Source organism: Flavobacterium oreochromis (assembly GCF_019565455.1).
Classification (GTDB): domain Bacteria; phylum Bacteroidota; class Bacteroidia; order Flavobacteriales; family Flavobacteriaceae; genus Flavobacterium; species Flavobacterium oreochromis.
In genome coordinates, this window is sequence record NZ_CP067377.1 from 743,876 (window position 1) to 765,222 (window position 21,347).

The 21,347-nt window shown below is 32.5% G+C and carries 24 protein-coding genes; 11 read left to right on the forward strand and 13 right to left on the reverse strand.

What is annotated here, in order from left to right; all coding sequences use genetic code 11:
* Positions 1-73: 73 nt before the first annotated feature.
* Positions 74-931 carry a hypothetical protein gene (locus JJC03_RS03660; protein WP_235874010.1) on the forward strand — a complete coding sequence of 286 codons (858 nt, stop codon included), beginning with the start codon at positions 74-76 and terminating at the stop codon, positions 929-931.
* Between the two features lie 371 nt (positions 932-1,302).
* Here the strand turns inward: JJC03_RS03660 and JJC03_RS03665 are convergent, their stop codons facing one another.
* A complete protein-coding gene (locus JJC03_RS03665) occupies positions 1,303-1,641 on the reverse strand; it encodes a helix-turn-helix domain-containing protein (protein ID WP_088400566.1) in 339 nt (112 codons plus the stop codon).
* Positions 1,642-1,983: 342 nt separating this feature from the next.
* On the opposite strand from JJC03_RS03665, the gene JJC03_RS03670 reads away from it, so the two are divergent.
* The 4 genes from JJC03_RS03670 (at position 1,984) to JJC03_RS03685 (ending at position 5,820) form a co-directional block, all read left to right on the forward strand.
* Positions 1,984-2,220, forward strand: coding sequence for a hypothetical protein (locus tag JJC03_RS03670; RefSeq protein WP_235874011.1), 237 nt, complete (start codon positions 1,984-1,986; stop codon positions 2,218-2,220).
* A 26-nt stretch (positions 2,221-2,246) separates the two neighbouring features.
* Positions 2,247-3,182 carry an MTBMA_p00010-related P-loop-containing protein gene (locus JJC03_RS03675; protein WP_235874012.1) on the forward strand — a complete coding sequence of 312 codons (936 nt, stop codon included), beginning with the start codon at positions 2,247-2,249 and terminating at the stop codon, positions 3,180-3,182.
* 285 nt (positions 3,183-3,467) lie between these two features.
* Complete coding sequence (locus JJC03_RS03680) at positions 3,468-4,298, forward strand: tyrosine-type recombinase/integrase (RefSeq protein WP_235874013.1); 831 nt, start codon at positions 3,468-3,470, stop codon at positions 4,296-4,298.
* Positions 4,299-4,617: 319 nt separating this feature from the next.
* Positions 4,618-5,820, forward strand: coding sequence for an IS256 family transposase (locus JJC03_RS03685; RefSeq protein ID WP_088401338.1), 1,203 nt, complete (start codon positions 4,618-4,620; stop codon positions 5,818-5,820).
* A gap of 62 nt (positions 5,821-5,882) precedes the next feature.
* Here the strand turns inward: JJC03_RS03685 and JJC03_RS03690 are convergent, their stop codons facing one another.
* From JJC03_RS03690 to JJC03_RS03710, 5 genes are all read right to left on the reverse strand, one after another.
* Positions 5,883-6,659 carry a tyrosine-type recombinase/integrase gene (locus JJC03_RS03690; RefSeq protein WP_235874008.1) on the reverse strand — a complete coding sequence of 259 codons (777 nt, stop codon included), beginning with the start codon at positions 6,657-6,659 and terminating at the stop codon, positions 5,883-5,885.
* Positions 6,652-6,924: a tyrosine-type recombinase/integrase gene (locus JJC03_RS18620; protein ID WP_235874014.1), complete on the reverse strand. Its 273-nt coding sequence runs from the start codon at positions 6,922-6,924 to the stop codon at positions 6,652-6,654. Before JJC03_RS18620 ends, JJC03_RS03690 begins: the two co-directional genes overlap by 8 nt.
* Positions 6,815-7,690, reverse strand: a complete 876-nt coding sequence (locus tag JJC03_RS03700) for a tyrosine-type recombinase/integrase (protein ID WP_235874015.1) — start codon at positions 7,688-7,690, stop codon at positions 6,815-6,817. Before JJC03_RS03700 ends, JJC03_RS18620 begins: the two co-directional genes overlap by 110 nt.
* Before the next feature lie 285 nt (positions 7,691-7,975).
* Positions 7,976-8,911, reverse strand: coding sequence for an MTBMA_p00010-related P-loop-containing protein (locus JJC03_RS03705; RefSeq protein ID WP_235874012.1), 936 nt, complete (start codon positions 8,909-8,911; stop codon positions 7,976-7,978).
* 74 nt (positions 8,912-8,985) lie between these two features.
* Entirely contained in the window at positions 8,986-9,174 is a 189-nt protein-coding gene (locus tag JJC03_RS03710) for a hypothetical protein (protein ID WP_235874016.1), read from the reverse strand.
* A 347-nt stretch (positions 9,175-9,521) separates the two neighbouring features.
* On the opposite strand from JJC03_RS03710, the gene JJC03_RS03715 reads away from it, so the two are divergent.
* On the forward strand, positions 9,522-9,869 hold the full coding sequence (locus JJC03_RS03715; protein WP_235874017.1) for a helix-turn-helix domain-containing protein: 348 nt from the start codon (positions 9,522-9,524) through the stop codon (positions 9,867-9,869).
* Positions 9,870-10,252: 383 nt separating this feature from the next.
* A complete protein-coding gene (locus JJC03_RS03720) occupies positions 10,253-11,251 on the forward strand; it encodes an IS110 family RNA-guided transposase (protein ID WP_235873460.1) in 999 nt (332 codons plus the stop codon).
* 183 nt (positions 11,252-11,434) lie between these two features.
* Here JJC03_RS03720 and JJC03_RS03725 read toward each other — a convergent pair whose 3' ends face one another.
* Both JJC03_RS03725 and JJC03_RS03730 read right to left on the reverse strand, forming a co-directional pair.
* The gene (locus JJC03_RS03725; RefSeq protein WP_235874018.1) at positions 11,435-11,719 is read right to left on the reverse strand and encodes a hypothetical protein; all 285 of its coding nucleotides are present in this window, start codon (positions 11,717-11,719) and stop codon (positions 11,435-11,437) included.
* 3 nt (positions 11,720-11,722) lie between these two features.
* Entirely contained in the window at positions 11,723-12,784 is a 1,062-nt protein-coding gene (locus JJC03_RS03730) for an RHS repeat-associated core domain-containing protein (RefSeq protein ID WP_235874331.1), read from the reverse strand.
* A gap of 1,383 nt (positions 12,785-14,167) precedes the next feature.
* Between JJC03_RS03730 and JJC03_RS03735 the strand changes: the two genes are divergently transcribed.
* Positions 14,168-15,337 carry an IS256 family transposase gene (locus tag JJC03_RS03735; RefSeq protein ID WP_235874332.1) on the forward strand — a complete coding sequence of 390 codons (1,170 nt, stop codon included), beginning with the start codon at positions 14,168-14,170 and terminating at the stop codon, positions 15,335-15,337.
* 20 nt (positions 15,338-15,357) lie between these two features.
* On the opposite strand, the gene JJC03_RS03740 is transcribed toward JJC03_RS03735, so the two are convergent.
* Positions 15,358-16,506 carry an IS4 family transposase gene (locus JJC03_RS03740; protein ID WP_235873494.1) on the reverse strand — a complete coding sequence of 383 codons (1,149 nt, stop codon included), beginning with the start codon at positions 16,504-16,506 and terminating at the stop codon, positions 15,358-15,360.
* Positions 16,507-17,452: 946 nt separating this feature from the next.
* On the opposite strand from JJC03_RS03740, the gene JJC03_RS03745 reads away from it, so the two are divergent.
* Together JJC03_RS03745 and JJC03_RS03750 are read left to right on the forward strand one after the other, a co-directional pair.
* The gene (locus JJC03_RS03745) at positions 17,453-18,418 is read left to right on the forward strand and encodes an RHS repeat domain-containing protein (RefSeq protein WP_235874333.1); all 966 of its coding nucleotides are present in this window, start codon (positions 17,453-17,455) and stop codon (positions 18,416-18,418) included.
* 12 nt (positions 18,419-18,430) lie between these two features.
* Positions 18,431-18,919 (forward strand): hypothetical protein, encoded by a 489-nt coding sequence (locus tag JJC03_RS03750; RefSeq protein ID WP_235874019.1) that lies wholly within the window; start codon positions 18,431-18,433, stop codon positions 18,917-18,919.
* A gap of 120 nt (positions 18,920-19,039) precedes the next feature.
* On the opposite strand, the gene JJC03_RS03755 is transcribed toward JJC03_RS03750, so the two are convergent.
* The 4 genes from JJC03_RS03755 to JJC03_RS03770 form a co-directional block, all read right to left on the reverse strand.
* Complete coding sequence (locus JJC03_RS03755) at positions 19,040-19,333, reverse strand: type II toxin-antitoxin system RelE/ParE family toxin (RefSeq protein ID WP_235874020.1); 294 nt, start codon at positions 19,331-19,333, stop codon at positions 19,040-19,042.
* Between the two features lie 3 nt (positions 19,334-19,336).
* A complete protein-coding gene (locus JJC03_RS03760; protein WP_103714224.1) occupies positions 19,337-19,582 on the reverse strand; it encodes a hypothetical protein in 246 nt (81 codons plus the stop codon).
* Positions 19,583-19,592: 10 nt separating this feature from the next.
* Positions 19,593-19,958 carry a helix-turn-helix domain-containing protein gene (locus tag JJC03_RS03765; protein ID WP_103714222.1) on the reverse strand — a complete coding sequence of 122 codons (366 nt, stop codon included), beginning with the start codon at positions 19,956-19,958 and terminating at the stop codon, positions 19,593-19,595.
* A 205-nt stretch (positions 19,959-20,163) separates the two neighbouring features.
* A complete protein-coding gene (locus JJC03_RS03770) occupies positions 20,164-20,736 on the reverse strand; it encodes a hypothetical protein (RefSeq protein WP_258932166.1) in 573 nt (190 codons plus the stop codon).
* A gap of 141 nt (positions 20,737-20,877) precedes the next feature.
* Here JJC03_RS03770 and JJC03_RS03775 point away from each other — a divergent pair, with 141 nt between their 5' ends.
* A complete protein-coding gene (locus JJC03_RS03775) occupies positions 20,878-21,237 on the forward strand; it encodes a helix-turn-helix domain-containing protein (protein ID WP_235874021.1) in 360 nt (119 codons plus the stop codon).
* The last annotated feature ends 110 nt before the right edge of the window (positions 21,238-21,347 follow it).

The following is a 21,347-nucleotide window of genomic DNA, read 5'->3' on the forward strand; positions in this document are numbered from 1 at the left end:
AAGTAATTGATGATACAGCTAAAAAAGTAGCAGATGAAGGACAAAAAAAGGCGCAGGTAAATGGTCTACAGCTTTGCCTAGTGGAGTTTTAAACCAAAATTATGGTAATTTAAAAATTAATGTTTTTGGTAATCCTTCTTCAACTTTAGATGTAAAACACAAACCTGTAGAAGAAAAAAAAGAAACTCCTGTTACTATAACGCCATCAACAAAGAAGCCAGATGAAAAAAATCATAAAATAACTATATTATTATTTGTTTTTTTATTTCTCTCATGTATTAGACAAAATGAGCATGTTATAATTGGCGAAGATTTTAATATTCAAAAGTTAGAGCCAATCAACAAAAGTAAATCAAATACAAATTTTTATGTTGAAACAAAATACGAAAATCAGGAAATGACTAAATTATCTTTCTTTGATAAATCTAAGAAAAGGCTTCTACATATGGATACTATTTATTACAAACAAGACAAAAAGTATTTGGTTAATGAGTCTGATGTTAAAATTGATTCTAATACTTTTAAATTGATTAAAATTTCATTTCATGAAAATAACAATAAGATTAGTAGGCACTTTTTAATTAAATCTAAAAAAAAATATTATTTAATAGCTGTTGAAAAAGAAATCAAACCCTTGGAATTCGAGATTAAAAAAGTAAATACTAATTCATATTGTTTGGAATTTAAAAGTATTCAGGAGTACATAGAAAATACTGATTTATCTCAATGCCAAACTTACTATTTTAAAGATTTTTATTCTTTCAAATTTATTAATAAAAAAGAGAAAATATATTATAGAGAAACTTATCATTATAACTGGGGAAATAATATTCAACCCAATTTTTCAGAGCTAAATTTTATTTATAACAATATTTACCTAAGTTTAAATTTCTATGATAATAATTATGTTTTTTTGATTCATCAATTTTAAAATGTATAAGAAGCTAAGTAAGAGCAACCGTGCACTTTCCACAATAATTTTAGCAAAAAGCGTCACCACTCCCGCCCGAATCCCCGCTACCGCTCGAATCTTTCGAGTGGTCAGATTAAGTAAATCTATTTACTGAAGTTTTATAATATTAACTAAAAGCAGTAGCAATTTTATAAATAATTGCTACTGCTTTTTACTATATCTTAAAATTCTGAAACACGCATATATTATCTAATAAACCCGATCGCGCAGATATGCGGTATCGTTAGCGCAGAATTGCATTCTGTGCCCACAACAGTAGGACACACAGTATGTTAAGTAAAATAAAAGGATATAAGAACACGCTTACGGGCGTGTTTTTTTGTGGGTTGTTATGAGGAGTAAGCTTTTTTAGTTTTATGGTCACGAATTAAAGCATCTACCACAGAGTATATTTTTTCTTTTTCAGCTTGAGGTAATTTTTGAATTTCTTTGATTCTTTTTACTGCTTCATTATCTAAAACTTCTTCTTTATCTTCTTCTCCTGCTAAATAATCCAAAGAAACACCTAAAACATCAGCTATACGTTTTGCATACTCAACTGATGGTATAGCATCACCACGTTCGTATTTAGAAATTGCATCTCTAGAAATACCAGTTGCATCAGCAAGTGCAATCTGTGAAAGGTTTTTAGCTTTTTTTAATTGTGTTATTTTTTCGCCAAACTTCATAATATGTAATAAAATAAGGGGTTAATCGTATTATGTTCTGCAAAAGTAATCATTTATTGTAATAAAAAAATAAAATAATACTTGACTGATTGTATAATATTACCTAATATTGCTGAAAATATTACGCAGATAATAAATAATTATACAAAATATGTCAAATCTCAACACATCTAATCCCAACCACTACCTCTACGAAACCAAACACTTAAAAATAGCCATTTAGACGGTATCAGATTCAACAATTTAGAAGCCTTACGAGTAACATTAGGAATACAAAAACTAAAAAGCGAACAAGTTCTAAGGCAGAATATAGATTTATACAACGACACCAGTATAGAGAAATTGACTAGAAAAGTAGCAGAGCGATTAGAAATAGGCACCACCATAGTAAGACGGGATTTAGACAGCTTAACCAACGAACTGGAAAATTACAGATTACAAGAAGTAGAAAGAACAGTCGAAAGTCAAAAGTCGAAAGTCAAAAGTTTAACTGAGAAAGAGATTAAACAAGCAAAGGAATTTTTAGCACAAGAAAATTTAATAGCAAATACACAAGAATTAATTGGAAAAGCGGAGTAATCGGAGAAGAAATCAACCGCTTGTTAATGTACTTAATCTTTACCTCAAGAAAAACCAACAATCCGTTACATTGTATAAGTCTTGGAAGTAGCGGAATAGGAAAAACACATTTACAGTCAAAAGTCGCAGAACTCATCCCCGAAGAAGATAAAATAGAAATGACCGTTTTAAGTGCAAACGCCTTTTATTACTTCAATCGTACGGAATTACAAAACAAACTGATTTTAATTGAAGATTTAGACGGAGCAGAAAGTGTACTCTATCCACTTCGTGAATTACAATCAAAGAAAAAAATTACCAAAACATTAGTACATAAAGATCAAAAAGGCACTACTCAAACCATCCATTTAACGGTGGAAGGTCCTGTAAGTGTGAGTGGTTGTACTACACAAGAAAGCATCTACGAGGATAATAGTAATCGAAGTTTTTTATTATACATCGATGAAAGCCAGGAGCAGGATGAAAAAATTATGTTCTACCAGCGTGCCGTGTCAGCAGGACAAATCAATTATGAAGAAGAAATACAAACTAAAATGTTACTTCAAAATGCACAAAGACTACTCAAAACCATAACGGTAAGAAATCCTTTTGCAATGCACTTAACACTTCCTCAATCCGTCTTTAAACCTCGAAGAACCAACGCCCATTATTTACAATTTATAGAAGCCATTACCTTTTACAAACAATACCAAAAGTTCCACCACATCGACAAAGAAACAGGAGAGGAATATATAGAAACATCAGTAGAAGATATACAAGAAGCCAACGAACTCATCAAAGAAGTGTTACTTAGAAAAAGCGATAGTTTATCAGGAGCGTGCAGAAACCATTTAGAAAACCTAAAAGAATATTTAAATCAAAGTAATCAAACTCAATTTTCCAATAGCGAAATAAGAAGAAATTTAAGAGTAAAAGAAACCACACTTAGACGATACAACACACAATTATTACTAGAAAACTAGATTAGAAAAGTAAAGAATAAAGTAGGTAAATCAAATTGTTATGAAGTAGTAAATATAGATGAATACAAAGACTTGAAAGACTTAATAAATAAAGCATTACAAGATTGTATGACACAAATACAACTCGCCAACTCGCCACAAACTAACCTTACTCAAAAAACGAAGTCAATCAAAATAAAATCAACTAGTTAAGTGTAAAAAGTAAAAATAATCCAAAAAATAACATACACCAAAAAATAATTATTAACCATAAACAAAATTCCCCCTTTTGGGGTTAGGGGGCTTATGAAACAACTACACTTAAAAAACGAAAGCTATCGAGAAATACACAAGGATTTTAAAAACTGGTTGGATATATTAGGTTATGCGGAGAGTACACAAAAAAGTTTACCCAATCACCTCAAAGAGTTTTTTTATTACTTGGAAGAATACCAAATCAATCTAATAAATGTACAAACAATAAAAAACTACTATCATCATCTAAAAACCCGAAACAATCAAACCCGAGACGGAGGACTTTCCAACACCTATCTCAACAAGCACATACAAGCACTCATCAAATTGAACGACTACCTCAAAGCACACAACGCCAAACCACTTCCCATACATCTAAAACGAGAGGAATACAACCAAAGAGACTCTTTACAAATCCTCACCCAAGAAGAAATTAAACAATTATTTAAAGCTACAGAATACAGTAATGAACAGGAGCGAATTAGAAAAAGAGATAAAGTAATTTTAGTGTTATTATACAGTTGTGGACTACGACGAAATGAAGCGATAAACCTTGAAATCAAAGATATATTATTCGACAAAGAACGAATTTATGTTAGAAAAGGAAAAAACTATAAAGAAAGATATGTGCCAATCAACGATTACAATTTAAAGATTATTGAAGAATACATTTACGACTTTAGACCAACTTTTTACAATTATAAACAAACCGAATATCTATTAATCAATTACAGAGGGATACAGTTATTAGGACAAACACTATGCAACAGATTAAGAGCCATAGAAAAAGCAAGCGGTATTAGGAAAGCCCCTCCTGTGGAGGGGTTGGGGAAGCTCTATTTACATCAAGTTATGGAAATACAAACATCAGCAACGTATTAAAAAAGCTAAGTGATGAATTAAAGCTAATCAACTACAATTATCAAAACGCAATCCAAATCAGAAACAGTGTAATAGTAAACTGGCTCAAATCAAACAATCTTCGAAAAACCCAATATCTAGCAGGACATAGATATATCAGCAGTACAGAACGCTACCAACAAGACAATTTAGAAGAACTTCACGAAATGATAAACACTTTTCATCCGGCAGTATAACACAAACTGTGTAAGTTAAAAAGTTATTCTGAAAAATTAGCTCGCTTAAAAGAGCTAAAATTTTTCGGAAATAACTTTTTAACGTTTTATATATTTACATAGTTATGATAGACAAAGAAGACTTATTAAACAACAAGGATTTTTTTAAATCCTTTAAAAATGGAGAAGATTTATCTTCCTTTTTTAAGCAAATGCATAAACGAGCAGTAGAACACATGCTCAATGCCGAACTAGATGCTCACTTAGATACCGAAAAACATCAAAAAACCTCTGACGGCAATTATCGTAATGGTCATGGAACCAAGAAGATTAAGACTTCCTTTGGAGAAGATCAAATTAAAGTCCCAAGAGATAGAGAAGGTAGTTTTGAACCTGTTTTAGTCCCTAAAAGACATAATATTATTGATGGTTTAGAGAATGTTATCATTTCATTTTATGCTAAAGGAATGAGTGTTAGTGATATTGAAGAGCAAATCAAAGAAATGTATAATTTTGACATTTCAACTTCTACCATTTCAAGAATTACTAATGCAGTAGCAAGTGAGATAGTAACCTGGCAAAACAGACCATTAGATGAAGTTTACTTAATTGTTTGGATGGATGGAATTGTTTTCAAAGTTCGTGAAAACTCAAAAGTAATCAATAAAACTATCTATTTAGCAGTAGGACTTAATCATGAAGGACGAAAAGAAGTTCTTGGTATGTGGTTAGGTAAGAATGAAAGTTCAAGCTTCTGGATGAGTGTTTTAACCGATTTAAAAGCCCGCGGAGTGGAAGATATTTTAATAACGGCTACCGATAATTTAAACGGATTTACTCAAACCATACGTTCTGTTTTTCCTGAATCACAAACACAGATTTGTGTGGTTCACCAAATAAGAAATGCTTGTAGATATGTCGTATGGAAAGATAAAAAGCAATTTACAACCGACATGAAACTAGTCTATACAGCACCAACAAAACAAGCCGCCGAGTTAGCTCTAGAAGATTTTGCTCAAAAATGGGAATCTAAATATGGATATGCTATCAAATCTTGGAGGGAAAATTGGGACGAATTAACCATCTTTTTTGACTTCCCGTTAGAAATCCGCAAAATTATTTATACCACAAATTTAATTGAAAATCTTAATGGGAAAATTCGCAAGTACACCAAAAACAAAATGTCGTTTCCAACAGATGAGGCGGTAATAAAATCGGTTTACCTTGCCTTAAAAGAAGCAACTAAAAAATGGTCGATGCCAATACAAAATTGGGGTATTGTTTTAAACCAATTTAATCTTATATTTGAAAAAAGGCTCAGATTATAAAATCCAAGCCTAAACTTTTTAACTTACACACTTTGTAGGATAGTGTCCTTTTCTTTGGAAGATTATTTGATTGGATGAAAAGTGTTTATCATTTCGTGAAGTTCTTCCAAGTTGTCTTGCTGATACCTTTCTGTTGAGCTGATGTAACGATGTCCTGCAAGATATTGGGTTTTTCTTAAGTTGTGGATTTTAAGCCAGTTTACTATCACACTATTTCTGATTTGGATTGCATTTTGATAATTGTAATTGATTAGCTTTAATTCATCACTTAACTTTTTTAAAACATTGCTGATGTTAGTGTTACCATAATTACTTGTAAATAAATTTTCTTCGTGTTTAGGTACAATCTGTGGTCTTATTTGTTGTATATACTCCATAAATTCCATTAGTTGCCACGGTTTTAATTCTAATGTTCTTGCGTTGGTTTTTGTGGTTTGTGGAATGTGTATTTTGCCTTTGTAAAGTTCTACGTGTTCTTCTTTTAAGTGTTGTAATTCCTTGGTGTGTAAACCTTGATAAACCAATAATCCTATAATAATTTTGTTTCGTTTTCTGGCTAGATCATTGGCTGTAGTTTCGTAACTATAATATAAATCCTCTAACTCGTCTGCTGTTAATAAATGTCCTAGTACTGTTTTTACTTTTCCTTTGATGTTGATTGTTTCTATTGGATTATCTACTCTGTAATTTTCTTCTTGTAAGTAGTTGAAGTATATTTTTAAGTTCCCAATGTAGCTTTGTAAAGTGTTGGTTTTTATTCCTGTTTTTTTAAGCTGTTCGATGTATTTTAAGAATGTTTTGTAATCTATGCTTTCTTTAGTAGTTCCAAAATTATTCATCCATATATCTAGGCGAGCGATAGCCCTTTGGAATATTGGAAAACTCTTGTTGCTGTAGCCGTTTTTCTCTAAGTAATGTATGAAGTTGTTCATTGCCTTTTTCTTTTGATTTATCTTCTAATAAGTGGGTATAAATTTGTGTGCTTTCTAAAGAACTATGCCCTAAAAATTGACTGATGGTTTCGATGTTGGCACCTTTTTCGAGTAAATGCGTTGCTATTGAGTGGCGTAGTATATGCGGTGTGAGCCTCCCCAACCCCTCCATAGGAGGGGCTTTCCCTAATACCGCTTGCTTTTTCTATGGCTCTTAATCTGTTGCATAGTGTTTGTCCTAATAACTGTGTCCCTCTGTAATTGATTAATAGATATTCGGTTTGTTTATAATTGTAAAAAGTTGGTCTAAAGTCGTAAATGTATTCTTCAATAATCTTTAAATTGTAATCGTTGATTGGCACATATCTTTCTTTATAGTTTTTTCCTTTTCTAACATAAATTCGTTCTTTGTCGAATAATATATCTTTGATTTCAAGGTTTATCGCTTCATTTCGTCGTAGTCCACAACTGTATAACAATACCAGTATCACTTTGTCTCTTTTTCTAATTCGCTCCTGTTCATTACTGTATTCTGTAGCTTTAAATAATTGTTTAATTTCTTCTTGGGTGAGGATTTGTAAAGAGTCTCTTTGGTTGTATTCCTCTCGTTTTAGATGTATGGGAAGTGGTTTGGCGTTGTGTGCTTTGAGGTAGTCGTTCAATTTGATGAGTGCTTGTATGTGCTTGTTGAGATAGGTGTTGGAAAGTCCTCCGTCTCGGGTTTGATTGTTTCGGGTTTTTAGATGATGATAGTAGTTTTTTATTGTTTGTACATTTATTAGATTGATTTGGTATTCTTCCAAGTAATAAAAAAACTCTTTGAGGTGATTGGGTAAACTTTTTTGTGTACTCTCCGCATAACCTAATATATCCAACCAGTTTTTAAAATCCTTGTGTATTTCTCGATAGCTTTCGTTTTTTAAGTGTAGTTGTTTCATAAGCCCCCTAACCCCAAAAGGGGGAATTTTGTTTATGGTTAATAATTATTTTTTGGTGTATGTTATTTTTTGGATTATTTTTACTTTTTACACTTAACTAGTTGATTTTATTTTGATTGACTTCGTTTTTTGAGTAAGGTTAGTTTGTGGCGAGTTGGCGAGTTGTATTTGTGTCATACAATCTTGTAATGCTTTATTTATTAAGTCTTTCAAGTCTTTGTATTCATCTATATTTACTACTTCATAACAATTTGATTTACCTACTTTATTCTTTACTTTTCTAATCTAGTTTTCTAGTAATAATTGTGTGTTGTATCGTCTAAGTGTGGTTTCTTTTACTCTTAAATTTCTTCTTATTTCGCTATTGGAAAATTGAGTTTGATTACTTTGATTTAAATATTCTTTTAGGTTTTCTAAATGGTTTCTGCACGCTCCTGATAAACTATCGCTTTTTCTAAGTAACACTTCTTTGATGAGTTCGTTGGCTTCTTGTATATCTTCTACTGATGTTTCTATATATTCCTCTCCTGTTTCTTTGTCGATGTGGTGGAACTTTTGGTATTGTTTGTAAAAGGTAATGGCTTCTATAAATTGTAAATAATGGGCGTTGGTTCTTCGAGGTTTAAAGACGGATTGAGGAAGTGTTAAGTGCATTGCAAAAGGATTTCTTACCGTTATGGTTTTGAGTAGTCTTTGTGCATTTTGAAGTAACATTTTAGTTTGTATTTCTTCTTCATAATTGATTTGTCCTGCTGACACGGCACGCTGGTAGAACATAATTTTTTCATCCTGCTCCTGGCTTTCATCGATGTATAATAAAAAACTTCGATTACTATTATCCTCGTAGATGCTTTCTTGTGTAGTACAACCACTCACACTTACAGGACCTTCCACCGTTAAATGGATGGTTTGAGTAGTGCCTTTTTGATCTTTATGTACTAATGTTTTGGTAATTTTTTTCTTTGATTGTAATTCACGAAGTGGATAGAGTACACTTTCTGCTCCGTCTAAATCTTCAATTAAAATCAGTTTGTTTTGTAATTCCGTACGATTGAAGTAATAAAAGGCGTTTGCACTTAAAACGGTCATTTCTATTTTATCTTCTTCGGGGATGAGTTCTGCGACTTTTGACTGTAAATGTGTTTTTCCTATTCCGCTACTTCCAAGACTTATACAATGTAACGGATTGTTGGTTTTTCTTGAGGTAAAGATTAAGTACATTAACAAGCGGTTGATTTCTTCTCCGATTACTCCGCTTTTCCAATTAATTCTTGTGTATTTGCTATTAAATTTTCTTATGCTAAAAATTCCTTTGCTTGTTTAATCTCTTTCTCAGTTAAACTTTTGACTTTCGACTTTTGACTTTCGACTGTTCTTTCTACTTCTTGTAATCTGTAATTTTCCAGTTCGTTGGTTAAGCTGTCTAAATCCCGTCTTACTATGGTGGTGCCTATTTCTAATCGCTCTGCTACTTTTCTAGTCAATTTCTCTATACTGGTGTCGTTGTATAAATCTATATTCTGCCTTAGAACTTGTTCGCTTTTTAGTTTTTGTATTCCTAATGTTACTCGTAAGGCTTCTAAATTGTTGAATCTGATACCGTCTAAATGGCTATTTTTAAGTGTTTGGTTTCAAAAATGTAGTGGTTGGGGTTGGTGGTGTTTAAATTGTTCATAAGTTTTAAATAATCATATTTGACTACAAATATATATTTTTTGTTTATATAAAAATATACTAATTGTTTATATTTTTCAACACGATATATTTTTTGTCTATAAATAACTACTTTTGTAAAGCATTTTTGTTATTTAAACCTATTAACAGTACACTTATGTCATTTGGAGATAACCTAAAAAAAATACGTTCGGATAAAGATATTTCACAAGGAGATTTAGCTAAAATGATTGATGTTCACGCCACTCATATCTCACGATACGAACGTAATTTAACTTCGCCAACTATTGATGTTGCCAAAAAGATTGCTGATGCTCTAGAGGTTTCTACAGATGCCTTGATTTATGGTTCTAATGAGCAAATTATAAATAACAAGATTAATGATGATGAACTATTACAACTTTTTCATAAAATCCAGTATTTAAATCAAGAAGAGATAAGTAGTATCAAAACTATGCTTAAAGCCTTTGTTTTTCAAAAAGATATACAAAAACAACTTTCTTAAAAATTTTTTTTACCTTTTAATACATATTTTTAGCCTTGTAAATATGTATTTTAAGTTATAAAAACAGTATTTATAACCCACAAAAAAACACGCCCGTAAGCGTGTTCTTTATATCCTTTTATTTTTTACTCTCTTTGTCTGTCCGAGCTGGAAGCTCGAACTAGCCTTTTAGATTTGTTCTTTGAAAAATTCGTAAATTTAATAACAACCAAAACTGACAAAGTAAACCATTCGCGCCGCAAAGATTTTAGGCTTATCCCTCGATCAGGACTTTGTCAGTTTTATTGAATCAGCATCAAATAGTTATTCAGTCATAAAGGACTATTATCAAGGCTTGGATAGAAGATTCAATAACTTGGTTGCTAATTTTAAAATCTTTTTCTATGAGTAAATTTAGTAATTTTCTAGGAATCGACGTGTCAAAAGAATATTTTGATGCAGTAGTGATTTTGAATGGTGATAAAAACAACAGCATTCACAATCAGTTTACTAATGATAGCAAAGGTTTAAAAGAATTGATAGCTTGGTTGAAATCCAATCAATCTAATGCGAAAAACACCTTAGTTTGCCTTGAACATACAGGTTTATATGGCAAAATAATTATCCCCCATTTGCTTGATAAAGAGTTCTCTGTTTGGGTTGAAATGTCTTTAAAAATTATTCGCAGTTTAGGAGTTCAAAGAGGTAAGAATTACAAAATAGATGCTGGAAGAATAGCCTATTATGCGATGAAAAATCAAGAAGAAGCCCAGTTTTATCAACCACCAAGAAAAGTAATTGATAAAATTAGAAAGTTACTGACTCTTAGAGATCATTTGGTAAAAACCAAAGCCTTGTTAGTTAAAAACACCAATGAACTCAAAAGTTTTGAGCCAGAACTGGCTAAGCTAAATGAAAAATATTCCAAAACAACCATTCAAGGAATAGAGAAAGATTTAAAAAACATTGAAAAAGAATTGGATAAAGTCATCGAAGATGATGAAAAACTTTCTAATTTATATGAAAAAGCAACTTCAGTTGTTGGAGTTGGAAAAATAACCGCTTTGTTGTTGATTTGTTTTACCAATGAGTTCACAATGTATGAAAACCCAAGGCAATTAGCTTGTTATTGCGGTGTGGTACCTTTTGAATACAGCTCTGGAAAAAGTGTAAGAGCAAAACCCAAAGTCCATTATATGGCTAATAAAACACTCAAAAAACAGTTGCATATGTGTGCGCTTTCTTGTATTTCAGCAAAAGGTGAACTCAAAGAGTATTTTGAAAGAAAAGTAGCTGAAGGCAAAAACAAAATGCTAGTAATAAATAATATTAGGAACAAATTAGTACACCGAATTTGCGCCTGTGTAAGAGATAATAAGCTATACGAAAGAAAAGCAGCTTAATCAAAAACATATAAATTTTCTTTTGAAAGGTAAGAAGTAAAAAACTCCTTACCCTTCGCAAGACTTATTGTGTTTTTTCAAGATAAAGTTATTGAATTATTCGCAAAAAATAATCGAAAAGTTTAACAATTATTATTTGGAAAAACCATAGTTATCGAACTCGATTATTTAGAGACGCTTGGACTAGCTGGGGGTATTGAAGTCATCTGAACAAATCTTTATCTCTTTATTAATTAATTCACTTAGTTTTATATTTTTTTTATCAAGTGTATTTGAATTTATAATCAAATTAGCTTCATTATATGAGGGGTTTAATTCTACATCTATTATTTTTATCATTTGTCCAGACTTAGTTAAAAGTGTATCGCCAATTTCAATAACACCATCAACAATCTTACAAGCTAATATTAGCCTGTCATTATGATTTAAGTCTCTAAAAACATTATATATTTTAACTTTTTTAAGCATAATTTATTGTCTCGTAAATGTTGCTTCTATACCATTTTCTATTTCTCTTACAGTCACACTTTTAAAACCGTGCTTAGCAGCTTGCTGACCCGACCAAGTTTTAAACGCAGCTTGTTCTTGAGTAGCACCATTCTTCAATGCAGCTTCATATCTTGTTAAATTTACAGAAGACCCAGTTGAAGTTGTGCTTTCATATATTGAACTTCTAACCCAAGTTGCTGTAAACATTTCTGCTTCAGTTTCTTTAAGAGCTTCTGAGAAAAATTTAGAACCATATCCTAATCCCTGTAGTCGTTTAGGAATATTCAAGTCAATTTGCAATCCCTTTTTAAATGAAAAAGTATAAAAACCTATTTGTTCTCCGTCAACTCTCCCCCAAGCTCTTCCACCTCCCATAGCTCTTTCCCAACCATCTAATGTTAATTTAGAAAGTTTGCTCAAAGTTGTATTAAAAATTTTCGGAAACTTTAAATTAAAATTACCAAATGAAGGCTTCTTTAATCCACTAAAAGATAAGTTTTTCAAAGGATTACTGAGAGAAAAATCAATTTGATCATCTACACTAGTTCCTCCAATTCCATTTTTTGCAAGATCATAAGTTCCCAAGGCAAATAAAGAAATATCTGTAAGACCTTTAACACTTCCCGTCAATGAGTTAGCTATATATCCGTCACCTGTATTATTATCATATTTATTATTACCAGTAACTGTAGAAATAGTATTTAAAAACTTAAAGAAAGTCACTAGCATATTTTCTCCTGCAGAAAGTTCTTTAGTTTCATTTTTATTTTTATTATCACTTGTTTCCAATCCCTCTAACTCAACAGCTGATATTGGACTGTTTGAACTAAATTGATATGGTGAATAAAAAGGAAACTTTTTTTCAAGGGGGTCAGTAGCAAAAAACCTACCCACTCTTGGGTCGTGCATTCTAAAAGTATAATTTAAAGAATTCCCTTCCCCTTTTAACTCGTCATCTTTTTCTTGTCCTTGGAAGCCGTAACGGTAAGCTGTGCTTGAGCCGTGGCGGTTTGGAATGAGCGAACCAAAAGGATAATAATTTATGCGTTTTTTACTAGGGTTGCCACTACTTTGGGTATGTCTTTTCTGACAAAACCAGTAAAAAAATTTTCCTGCTTGCCTTACTACCTACTAAAGTCACTATTTTAAAAGAACGTTTACTTATATATGTCCTCAAAGATAACGTTTTTACATATATACAGTATTGTTTGATATAAAAAAGACAATCGTTGCTTAAATGGCTTATAAATGCGTGATATTGGTATTCGTGGGTACTTTCTGCTATAAGACATCTTGCTTATATTTTTTTATATCGATGAGAAAAAGTCGGCTCTAGTGGGAATATGGTGGGCTTATCCTCGGGACATCTACGGGACATCCATATATAATCCTTAAAAAATAATTGCACTAAAATAGCTATACAGTTTTTGATGATTTTACTAAAATAGCTATACAGTTTCTTTAATTTCTTTTTATCAATCGTAATGCTTTAAATCGTTTTTTTAATCGGTTAAACAAGGCAGGTACAAAACAGTCTTTGAGTGTTTTCTTGTAGTCGGCAGGTTCTTTAGTCAACCGTAGCTCGATTTTTAAAGAAGATTGCCATTCGGTTAATTCTCTTATGGAACGATACACATTAAAAGGCAATCTTCTTTAAAAATGAGCCCTGCGGAGCTTGCGGAGCAGTTTTGCGGTTCTACATTAACACCCCCAAGCACCGCAGGGAAGTAAAAAGGCGTTATGCGTTTAGTGGTATAAAAAAGCCTTTTTACTTACCGAGGAGCGATGTGGCGGTGTTGCGGCAATGTACCGAAGCCTGCGACACGGGATGCGGACGAGGAGGAACGACGAGGAGCAATGTGTCGCAGTGTGCTGAAAGCATAGCCCTGAAGCGTAACGCAGTGGAGCAAATCTATTTCGGCGTAGCTTTGCTACACCTTGCAGGGCGTACTGAGAGTACAGGGAGCAACCGCCATATTAACAAGGGGCGACAGATGCAAAGACGGCTTGGCGTTGGATGGTGCGTGGGGAGCGGTCTTGCAGATGTAATAGCCCCGACGACCGATGGAAGTGAACGTGTGAAGACGAGGACAAGCGAACCAGTATATAAAACGGCTCTTGCGAGGCACGAAGCAATCAGAGTGGTTTTATATACTGGTTTGCTTGTGGACTGTGCAACGGAGAGCAGTCATTGCGAGGTACGAAGCAAACTGAACGACTGGAACAGCCGAGCGGAACAAAGAGAACGACTGGAGGGAGACCGCTTGATTGCTTTTCTTGGCAGTATAACACAAACTGTGTAAGTTAAAAAGTTATTCTGAAAAATTAGCTCGCTTAAAAGAGCTAAAATTTTTCGGAAATAACTTTTTAACGTTTTATATATTTACATAGTTATGATAGACAAAGAAGACTTATTAAACAACAAGGATTTTTTTTAAATCCTTTAAAAATGGAGAAGATTTATCTTCCTTTTTTAAGCAAATGCATAAACGAGCAGTAGAACACATGCTCAATGCCGAACTAGATGCTCACTTAGATACCGAAAAACATCAAAAAACCTCTGACGGCAATTATCGTAATGGTCATGGAACCAAGAAGATTAAGACTTCCTTTGGAGAAGATCAAATTAAAGTCCCAAGAGATAGAGAAGGTAGTTTTGAACCTGTTTTAGTCCCTAAAAGACATAATATTATTGATGGTTTAGAGAATGTTATCATTTCATTTTATGCTAAAGGAATGAGTGTTAGTGATATTGAAGAGCAAATCAAAGAAATGTATAATTTTGACATTTCAACTTCTACCATTTCAAGAATTACTAATGCAGTAGCAAGTGAGATAGTAACCTGGCAAAACAGACCATTAGATGAAGTTTACTTAATTGTTTGGATGGATGGAATTGTTTTCAAAGTTCGTGAAAACTCAAAAGTAATCAATAAAACTATCTATTTAGCAGTAGGACTTAATCATGAAGGACGAAAAGAAGTTCTTGGTATGTGGTTAGGTAAGAATGAAAGTTCAAGCTTCTGGATGAGTGTTTTAACCGATTTAAAAGCCCGCGGAGTGGAAGATATTTTAATAACGGCTACCGATAATTTAAACGGATTTACTCAAACCATACGTTCTGTTTTTCCTGAATCACAAACACAGATTTGTGTGGTTCACCAAATAAGAAATGCTTGTAGATATGTCGTATGGAAAGATAAAAAGCAATTTACAACCGACATGAAACTAGTCTATACAGCACCAACAAAACAAGCCGCCGAGTTAGCTCTAGAAGATTTTGCTCAAAAATGGGAATCTAAATATGGATATGCTATCAAATCTTGGAGGGAAAATTGGGACGAATTAACCATCTTTTTTGACTTCCCGTTAGAAATCCGCAAAATTATTTATACCACAAATTTAATTGAAAATCTTAATGGGAAAATTCGCAAGTACACCAAAAACAAAATGTCGTTTCCAACAGATGAGGCGGTAATAAAATCGGTTTACCTTGCCTTAAAAGAAGCAACTAAAAAATGGTCGATGCCAATACAAAATTGGGGTATTGTTTTAAACCAATTTAATCTTATATTTGAAAAAAGGCTCAGATTATAAAATCATAAGTGTTCGAAACCCTATTTTGGTTTGAAAATATCCTCAACTTGATTTGGGTTTCCACCGCATTTTTCCACAATATCTTTGATGATTAATACTTCTAACTCGTTAGCAAATTTTAGTTTTGGTATTTTGTACCCTTTTAGATTGTTTAGTTTTTTATAAACTGTCAAAAGGATCGCCATTATCAAAGTCATATACATAACAACCTTTATTCCGTTTAGATTCCTAGAAATCAAATGACTAAAGTTTAAGTTTTGTTTTATAAATTTAAAAAACACTTCAATCTCCCATCGCTTTTTGTAAATATCGACAATCTCTTTAGAAGTCAGGTCATTACTATTACTTAAAAAATAGAATATTTCATTACTTTCCTTTTCTCTTGCAATGATTAACCTTAAAAATGAAGTTGTTTTTTTATTTCGTTTATCAAACAATATGACCTTCAAATCTCTTTCAATATATAATCTTTCTGTTTCGTTTTGAACTATTTTAAATTCCTCAACTATATCAAATCGAGTATAATTATTAAGACGAGTAACAAAAATAAAATTCTGGTTATTAAAACTTTCAAATGCACTTCTTGCCTGAAGTCCGCGGTCAAAGACCAATATATTTTCTGGACTTAGGGGACATTCATTTATCAAATCTTTTAAAGCAAAATCTTCAGAAACGAAAGCTTGTTCTGTAAATATCTTTGAGTGTATAGGAACATTCGAAAAAGCCATACTAAATTTCACAAATCTTTTATCTCCTTGTTTGTTAATCTGCATTCCTTCTTCAAATAATTTAGAAGAAATACTGACTAAAGTAGAGTCGAAAGCAATGATGTTGTGCTTTTTATTAAGATATTTATTTTGAAATTGTTTCAAGCAACTTTTGAAAATTGCTTCGAAATAACACGGATTTATAGTAACTAATCGGTCTCTTATCGAATTGTATTTTACTCCGTCAAAACTATTGTTTGCAATACTTTTAAATGCTAATGAATGATAAAATTCCTCCATAACCCTCAGGCTATTATTTTTTACATTTAGCATTGAAAAAAGTAAAAGTTGAAACATCGTTTGCCCATTGAGCTTTTTAACTTGGTAATCAACCTTGTACTTTAATGATAATCTTTCTAATTCCTCTTTTGGAATATAATTTAACACTTCCGAAACTTGCATAGTTTCTTGTAAAATTATAAAATTTAAGGTTTCGAACACTTATGATTATAAAATCCAAGCCTAAACTTTTTAACTTACACACTTTGTAGGATAGTGTCTTTCATCCAATCAAATAATCTTCCAATGTAGAGCCATCAATAGGTGTTCACTCCTGGCTCGCTTTGTTCCAGTCATCACTTCCAGTCGCTTTTACAAGCTCCGTTCTCGTTCTTCCTTGCACACACTCTCTGCGTCGTTCACGCTTCGCTATTTTGTCCGTTATAGTTTTTAGTGTGTTCCGCTTCGCTTCACCTAAATCAAGGAACACGTCCAACGCTCGCCGTGTTGTGGCGGTTGCTCCCTGTACTCTCAGTACGCCCTGCAAGGTGTAGCGAAGCTACGCCGAAATAGATTTGCTCCACTGCGTTACGCTTCAGGGCTATGCTTTCAGCACACTGCGCCACATTGCTCCTCGTCGTTCCTCCTCGTCCGCATCCCGTGTCGCAGGCTTCGGTACATTGCCACAACACCGCCACTTCGCTCCTCGGTAAGTAAAAAGGCTTTTTTATACCACTAATCGCCTAACGCCTTTTTTACTTCCCTGCGGTGCTTGGGGGTGTTAAACGTTACGCAGACTAACGCCCTTCGGTTGTTTGCTCATTTTTTTAGAAGAAAGCCAAAGAGGCTTTTTCTTAAAAATGAAACTCTCTTTTTTTTTTTCTTTCAAAAAAATCGAGCACCATAAGGCTAAAGTACCTGTAAACTACAGGTAAACACTCGAAGAATAGTAAATACTTGCCAATGGATAAAGGATAAATAAACGGATTTTTATATATTTGGAATGTAGCAATACAAGACGTTCTTTAAAAAAACAGTTGTAGTTAGAGGTAAGGCAAGCGGAAAAATTTTTTAACGATTTTGTCAGAAAAGACATACCCAAAGTAGTGGTAACCCTAGTAAAAAACGCATAAATTATTATCCTTTTGGTTCGCTCGTTCCTAATAGGCACGGATACAGTAAAGACTACCGTTACGGCTTCCAAGGACAGGAAAAAGATGACGAGTTAAAAGGTGAAGGGAACTACATAAACTTCACTTATAGAGGACACGACCCAAGGGTGGGAAGGTTTTTTGCTGTTGACCCGTTGACAAAAGAATATCCTCATTATTCGCCATATAGTTTTAGTGGTAACAAACCTATACAGTACAGGGAACTAGAAGGATTAGAAGAAGCGGTAACCACTTTTTCCTATCAAACTATTAGGGGTAGTTCTAAAATGAAAATCATAGGAGCTGATTTAACTATCAACAATACTAAAAGAAGAAATGAAGTGATATTTATGGTAGTTAATGGTAATAAATATAGAGCCAATAGTTATGAAACTACTACAGGAAGAGACAGAGGTAGAAAAGATGATTTTAATGGAAACTTCAGTGGGATAAAGACTTTAAATGACAAAGATTTGTCTGCAATTTTGGGTTATGCTGATTTTGTTTTTGAAGTTTTTGGAGGTACTGACAGTAAAGAACAAACTGTTATTCACGAATCTAATGCTAGTCCTTGGAAATCTAAATCTAAATTACTAGATTTTAAAAATAGTATTTATGATTTAATGGGTATAGATGAAAATAGTTTAATAGGTATTGACGGTGTTGCATATAATGCTAACGAAGTAGGGAATTATTTATGGGGTATGATTTTGGAAGAAGCGGGAGTTATTTTGGATGCAAATACGATTGCTGAATTAGAAACTCGAGGAAGAAATGATGAACCCCACGAGCAAAAGGCTATAACGGCGGGGAGAAATAAGGAAAAAGTTTTAAAAGTTGATAAAACTGAAAGAAAAAGAGCTTTTGAATATTATAAAGATGAATATCAAGAACATCTTAAAAAGGAGGAGAAAAGCAAGATTATGAACCATCAGATAATTTAGGAGACTGGAAAGATGTTAGAGAAGATAAATAAAAAAGTATTTATATACGGTATAGTTTTTGGGTTCATATCTTTTCTTGTTTCTTGTGATAGAGATGAAAAACAAATTGAAAAAAACAATGTTGATAATTTCAACAAAAATTCCAGTAAATTTGATAATTCTATCGCTTATATAGCCTCAAAATATTTTACTAAAAATGAGAATGTCAAAGTGATTTTAAGTGATAAAAATTATCAAAAAAATAATATTTACTATGATTCTTCACTAAAGACTATATTAAAAAATACAAATATTAGACTTGTGAATATTTATAATAATAATCCTTGTCAGGAAAATAAATTTCCATATGAGTTATTTTTTGAGATTAATTCAACATCGTCTAGGCAATATTATTATGTGTATCGTTTTTGTGAACACAACTACCTGAATATTGATGAGTCTCTAAATTATAAAGTGATTCCATTAAATAAAAACTGGAAAATGGATATAGAGAAGAATTAATAAGAACCGAGCACCGCTCCTAAATCCTACCAGATGGAAGCACTGTAATTTCCACGATAATTTTAGCAAAAAGCGTCCCTTAATAAACACAAAACCAGCATCACAGCTGGTTTTGTTGTTTTATAAAGTTAATCTATTAGGATTTTGATAATTATTCCAAAAACGAAGGAGTTCAATATCGTTGTTTTGGTTTATGTAGTAGTAAAGTGTAATTTGTTTTACTATAGGTACTTGAAAAGTATCTTTGTAATTGGTAGGTTTAAAATTTAGATTTTCTTTGGCTAATAATTCTAAAACTTCGGTGGTTTTATCCATAAAAGTATATACTTCGGCTAGTGTCCATTCACGTTGTAGGTAATCAATATTGTCCCAATAATCTAGTTTAGCAGGTTCAGACCATAGAATTTTTCTCATCGTTTATCGGTTGTATAAATGAGGAAAACGTTTTTTAGTTTCTTCCATTACGGTATTGTGTGAACTTGTTCCTTTTAGTTGCATCGATTCAAAAGCTTGGTCGATAGCGGTTTTTTGCTCGTTAGTTAAAAAGGTTTCTTTAGAACTACGCATTAACTCTTTTATTTTTTCTACTAAAGAATCGTCTTGTAACTCGGTAATCCAGTTAATGATGTGTAATTTATCGTTTTGTAATTGCTGTGCGTTCATCTTTTTACAATTAAAGTGTGGCTATATTTTTAGCGAAGAAATCTTTGAATTTCTTATTAGTAAGCATTTTATCTACTAATTTGAAGATAGTTTGCTTGTCTTCTTCTTCCAGTTGTTGAATAAGTTTAATTTGTTCAACTTCTGTTTTATCTTCTATGGTAATCTCTTGCGGGATACCACCGTCAAAGTTAATTATTTGGTCGGTAGTCATTTCAAAAAGTTGTGCCATTTTTTGTAGCTCTTCTACAGCTAAACTTCTCATCCCTTTTTCAATCTTGCTATAAGCCGACTTGTCTACGCCAATATGATTGGCAACCTCAATTTGCTTGAGTTTTTTTTGTTCTCGTATGTTTTTTATGTTCTCTGCTAAATCCATAGCTCAAAAGTATTTAAAATAGCTATATTTTGCAAATTGTATCAAAAATAAAAACAAATAAGTTTCTTTAATAAAAACTTTTATTTATTTTTGGAGTTGTTAAATTAACCACAAATATTTTTATATATGTCAAATCTCAACACATCAAACCCCAACCACTACCTCTACGAAACCAAACACTTAAAAATAGCCATATTAGGCGGTATCAGGTGAGTTCTGCGACTTTACTTTGTAAATGTGTTTTTCCTGCTCCCGAACTTCCCAAAGAGATACAATGTAACGGATTGTTGGTTTTCCTGCTGGTAAAGATTAAGTACATTAACAAGCGGTTGATTTCTTCTCCGATTACTCCGCTTTTCCCTATTAATTCCTGTGTTTGTTCAATTAAATTTTCTTGTGCTAAAAATTCCTTTGCTTGTTTGATTTCTTTTTCAGTTAATACTTTTACTTGTTTTTCGTATTGTTTGTTTTGGTTTTCTACTTCCTGTAATCTGTAGTTTTCCAGTTCGTTGGTTAACTGATCTAAATCTCGTCTTACGATGGTAGTACCTATTTCTAGTCGCTCGGCTACTTTTCTGGTTAGTTTTTCTATACTTGTGTCGTTGTATAAATCAATATTCTGTCTTAAAACTTGCTCTGTTTTTACTTTTTGTATTCCTAATGTTACTCGTAGAGCTTCTAAATTGTTGAACCTGATACCGCCTAATATGGAGATTTTTAGGTGTTTGGTTTCGTAGATGTAGTGGTTGGGGCTTGATGTGTTGAGATTGTTTTGCATAAAATATTATTTGCTATATAAGTTATAACCGCAAATATATTAAAATATAACATATAAGATATATTAAATAAATATTTTCAAACCGATATTGCTTTATAAGTTGTTAAAACATACATTTGTTAACTAATAAAGTATATTTCAATGAATTTAGGAGATACACTCAAAAAAGTAAGAGAAGCTAAAGGACTTTCACAAAAAGAACTAGCAGGACTACTAGATATGCCACAACCACAATACAGCCGTATTGAAGGCGGTAAAACCGACCCTTCTTTTGGTACTATAAATAAAATTGCTAATGCTTTAAATGTTACATTATCTGAACTCTTTAGAGCTGATGAAATTTTTGATGATGTAAACACCTACGATAAAACATTGATTGAAAAACTACAACACTTGGATTCTCTCAATGAAGATGAAAAAAAATCTATTTATACACTTATAGATTCTTTGATTACAAAGAAAAAACTTAAAGATAATTTGCAAAACCTAGCAAACTTATAACCCACAAAAAAACACGCCCGTAAGCGTGTTCTTTATATCCTTTTATTTTTTACTCTTTGACCACCCGAAAGGATTCGGGCGGTAGCGGGGGACGTTTGCGTAGCAGAAGC